A 4,374-nucleotide genomic window follows, 5' to 3' on the forward strand; every position below is an offset into this window, starting at 1 on the left:
AGGTCAACGGCTCGCGGTCCAGCAGGTCAGCAGCTGAGCACCTCAGCGACGCAGCGGCTCGGCACCTCGCGGCTCAGCGGCTCAATAGCTCAGCCGCCCAACAGCTCAATAGCTAGGCGGCCCAATAGCCCAAAGGCCCAGCCGCCCCAGCGACTCAATTGCCCGCCGGCCCAACGGCATGGCGGCCAGCAATCCAACGGCTCAGCCGACGATGTACCCGTCCTCCAGGTAGGCCGTCGTCCCCTCGGTCCGCGCTCGGCTCGCCGCCGCTACCCGCCGCGCCAGCACACCGGTCAAACGCCGCTCCGCCGCCGCGTGGTCGCACCATGCCCAGCTCCGAAGCTCTTGCGCTGGAAGGGATATCGCTGCGGTTTGGTCGGGGTGCAGCGTGCCGCCGTCGTAGACCAGCATCACCCCGTCGCTGGGGTGGCGGCCGGGCGGTACCCAGTCCACCACCAGTAGCCGTCCGATGGGTGCCGCGAGGCTCAGCTCCTCGAGGACCTCGCGGACCACGGCGGCGTAGGGCGACTCGTCGGCCTCCACCACGCCGCCAAGCAGTTCCCAATGGTCCTTGTAGGTCGGCTCGACCAGCCAACACCCGGTCCGCCTCGTCGACGAACAAGGCGCCGGCGGCCATTCGCTTGCGTGGCAGAGCGGCGATGAACTCGGCTCGCTCGGACTCCATGGGGCACAGCGTATTCGGCCGTGACGTACGAGGGGCCGGGCCCGCTGACGCGGTGCCCGGCCCCTCGTTCGCGAAATCGGTTACGGCAGTGGGCCGCCCGCGGCGATCGCGGAGAGGGTGGCGAACTCGTCACCCTTCAGCGAGGCGCCGCCGACCAGCGCACCGTCGATATCGGCCTGGCCGACCAGCTCGCCGACGTTCTTGGCGTTGACCGAGCCGCCGTAGAGCACGCGCACGCCCGCGGCGACCTCCGGGGAGGCCAGCGCGGCCAGCTCAGCCCGGATCGCGCCGCAGACCTCCTGCGCGTCGGCGGGGGTCGCGACCTTGCCGGTGCCGATGGCCCAGACCGGCTCGTAGGCGATGACGACCTTCGAGATCTCCTCCGCCGTCAGGCCTTTCAGCGAACCGCGCAGCTGCTCGAGGTTGTACTCGACGTGCGTCTTCGCCTCGCGGACGTTCAGGCCCTCACCGATGCAGACGATCGGGGTGAGCCCGTGCTTCAACGCCTGCTTGGCCTTGGCGAGCACGGTGGCGTCGTCCTCGTGGTGGTACTGACGCCGCTCCGAATGGCCCACCGCGACGAACGTGCAGCCGAGCTTGGCCAGCATCGCGCCGCTGATCTCACCGGTGTACGCGCCCGACTCGTGCATCGAAACGTCTTGCGCGCCATAGGTGATCAGCAGCTTGTCGCCCTCCACCAGCGTCTGCACACTGCGCAGGTCGGTGAACGGCGGCAGCACCGCGACGTCCACCTTGGCGAAGTACTTCTCCGGCAGGGCGAACGCGATCTTCTGCACCAGGGCGATGGCCTCGAGGTGATTGAGGTTCAGCTTCCAGTTGCCCGCGATGAGCGGTTTCCTGGCAAAGGACTTCGTCACAGCCGTCGCACTCCTCAATCTTCCAGTACCGCGATGCCCGGAAGTTCCTTGCCCTCCAGGTATTCCAGTGACGCGCCGCCGCCGGTGGAGATGTGCGATAAACCGTCCTCGGGCAGCCCGAGCGCCCGCACGGCCGCAGCCGAGTCGCCGCCGCCGACGACGGTGAACGCGCCCTTGCCGGTCGCCGTGACGATGGCCTCGGCCACGCCCCGAGTGCCGGCCGCGAAGTTGTCGAACTCGAACACGCCCATCGGGCCGTTCCAGAACACCGTCTTCGCCTCGGTCAGCAGCGCCGCGAATCGATCGGTCGACTCCGGCCCGATGTCCAGGCCCATCCAGCCGTCCGGAATCTCGTTCACCGGAACGACTTTCGAGTCCGCGTCGGCGGCGAACTTGCTCGCCACCACGATGTCGCGCGGCAGGTGGATGACGTCGGCGTACCGCTCGAGCAGACCCTTGCAGGTCTCCACCATCTCCTCCTGCAGCAGCGAGCTGCCCACCGAAAGGCCCTGTGCGGCAAGGAAGGTGAAGCACATGCCGCCGCCGATCACCAGCGTGTCGACCTTCGGCGCGAGCGCCTCGATGACCGCGAGCTTGTCGGAGACCTTGGAGCCGCCGAGCACGACCGCGTACGGCCGCTCGGTGTCCTGCGTCAGCTTGGCGAGCACGTCGACCTCGGCGGCGACCAGCTTGCCCGCGTAGTGCGGCAGCAGCTTCGCCACGTCGTAGACCGATGCCTGCTTGCGGTGCACCACGCCGAAGCCGTCGGAGACGAAAGCGCCGTCCTCGCCGACCAATTCGACCAGCGCGGCGGCCAGCTTGCCCCGCTCCGCGTCGTCCTTGCTGGTCTCGCGCGGATCGAAGCGGATGTTCTCCAGCAGCAGCACGTCGCCGTCGGTCAGGCCCTCGGAGCGCGCGAGCGCGTCCCCGCCGACCACGTCACCGGCGAGCTGGACGTTGCGGCCCAGCTCCTCGGCGAGCCGCGCGGCGACCGGAGCCAGCGAGAGCTTGGCGTCCGGCGCGCCCTTCGGCCTGCCGAGATGCGCGGTGACGACCACCTTCGCGCCGGCCTCGACCAGCGCCTTCAGGGTCGGCACCGACGCGATGATCCGGCCGGGATCGGTGATCTTGCCGCCGTCGTCGAGGGGGACGTTCAGGTCGGAGCGCACGAGCACGCCCCGACCTTCGACACCCTCGCTCAGCAGATCGTCGAGAGTCTTGACTGCCATGGCCTCAGAGCGACTTGCCGACGAGGCCGATGAGGTCGGCGACACGGTTGGAGTAGCCCCACTCGTTGTCGTACCAGCCGACCACCTTCACCTGATCGTCGATGACCTTGATCAGCGGCGCGTCGTAGATGCAGGAGTGCGGGTCGGTGACGATGTCGCTCGACACGATCGGGTCGACGTTGTACTTCAGGATGCCCTTCAGCGGTCCCTCGGCGGCGGCCTTGTAGGCGGCGTTGATGTCGTCGATCGAGGCCGACTTGCGCAGGGTGACGGTGAGGTCGGTGACCGAGCCCGTCGGGACCGGCACGCGCAGCGCGTAGCCGTCGAGCTTGCCCTGCAGTTCGGGGAGCACCAGGCCGATGGCCTTGGCCGCGCCGGTGCCGGTCGGCACGATGTTCAGCGCGGCGGCGCGGGCGCGGCGCAGGTCGCTGTGCGGGCCGTCCTGCAGGTTCTGGTCCTGCGTGTACGCGTGGATGGTGGTCATCAGACCACGCTCGATGCCGAAGCTGTCGTTGAGCACCTTGGCCAGCGGGCCGAGGCAGTTGGTGGTGCACGAGGCATTGGAGATGATGTTCTGGCTGCCGTCGTACTTGTCGTCGTTGACGCCCATGACGACGGTCAGGTCCTCGCCCTTGGCCGGCGCGGAGATGATGACCTTCTTGGCGCCCGCGGCGAGGTGGCCCTTCGCCTTGGTGGCATCGGTGAAGATGCCGGTGGACTCGACCACCACGTCGACGCCGAGGTCGCCCCACGGCAGCGCCGACGGGCCCTCCTTGATGGCCAGCGCCTTGATCCGCTGGTCGCCGACGACGATGGTGTCGTCGCCGTCGAGCGAGACGTCCTGCGGCAGGCGGCCGAGGATCGAGTCGTACTTGAGCAGGGTCGCGAGAGTCGCGTTGTCGGTGAGGTCGTTGACCGCGACGATCTCGATGTCGGTGGTGCCCAGCGCCTTCTGCGCCTCCACCGCCCGGAAGAAGTTACGTCCGATACGACCGAAGCCGTTGATGCCTACCCGGACAGTCACGTTATCGCTCCTCAGCTTTCAAGCGGATCATTCCGATGTCTAGTAACAGTAGTGCCCGCCCGTCCCCGCACCGACATGCACCTGTCCGTTGTGAGCTGGACATCTGTCGGCAGGCGCCCGGGTCGCCGTAAACATCCATTTCCCATGCGGCCCCTCGAGGCCCCACCCCCTACCGTAACCACCCCGTCACCAACCAACCAGTCTGCTTCCTCACGCCTTCACAAGACGCGGACTGCGCACCCTCTCTAGGGAGACGCACCCTCTCTAGAGCCCGAAAGCGGGTGCGTGCCCCGAGAGCGAGTGCTAGCCCCGACAATGAGCGCGCCTCCGACAGCGAGCGCGCCCTCAACAAGACGCGGACTTTGCACCCTCTCGTAGGGGCACGCACCCTCTAGAACCCGAAAGCGAGTGCGCGCCCCGAAAACGAGTGCATGCCCGGACAGCGAGCGCGTCCAACAGCGAATGCTCGCCCAACAGCGAATGCGGACCTTGCACCCGCTCTTGGAGCACGCACCCTCTCTAAGGCCCGAAAGTGAGTGCGTGCCCGGAGAGCGAGTG

4 protein-coding genes are annotated in these 4,374 nt (G+C 68.0%); all 4 read right to left on the bottom strand.

Annotated features, from left to right (window positions below; genetic code table 11):
- Positions 1–201: 201 nt before the first annotated feature.
- The 4 genes from ON39_RS50690 to gap are packed head-to-tail and all read right to left on the bottom strand — an operon-like array spanning position 202 to position 3,816.
- Positions 202–762, bottom strand: a complete 561-nt coding sequence (locus ON39_RS50690) for an NUDIX domain-containing protein (RefSeq protein WP_211336458.1) — start codon at positions 760–762, stop codon at positions 202–204.
- Positions 763–765: 3 nt separating this feature from the next.
- Positions 766–1,563: a triose-phosphate isomerase gene (gene tpiA / locus ON39_RS19445; protein WP_040736330.1), complete on the bottom strand. Its 798-nt coding sequence runs from the start codon at positions 1,561–1,563 to the stop codon at positions 766–768.
- A gap of 14 nt (positions 1,564–1,577) precedes the next feature.
- Positions 1,578–2,792 (bottom strand): phosphoglycerate kinase, encoded by a 1,215-nt coding sequence (locus ON39_RS19450; protein WP_040736332.1) that lies wholly within the window; start codon positions 2,790–2,792, stop codon positions 1,578–1,580.
- A 4-nt stretch (positions 2,793–2,796) separates the two neighbouring features.
- A complete protein-coding gene (gap, locus tag ON39_RS19455) occupies positions 2,797–3,816 on the bottom strand; it encodes a type I glyceraldehyde-3-phosphate dehydrogenase (protein ID WP_040736334.1) in 1,020 nt (339 codons plus the stop codon).
- Positions 3,817–4,374: the final 558 nt, after the last annotated feature.

The sequence above is a fragment of the Nocardia tenerifensis NBRC 101015 genome, from assembly GCF_000308715.1.
Classification (GTDB): Bacteria; Actinomycetota; Actinomycetes; order Mycobacteriales; family Mycobacteriaceae; genus Nocardia; species Nocardia tenerifensis.

Excerpts from the sequence above, each read along its gene's own strand:
- ON39_RS19450 (WP_040736332.1), bottom strand. The coding sequence starts at position 2,792 with ATGGCAGTCAAGACTCTCGACGATCTGCTGAGCGAGGGTGTCGAAGGT.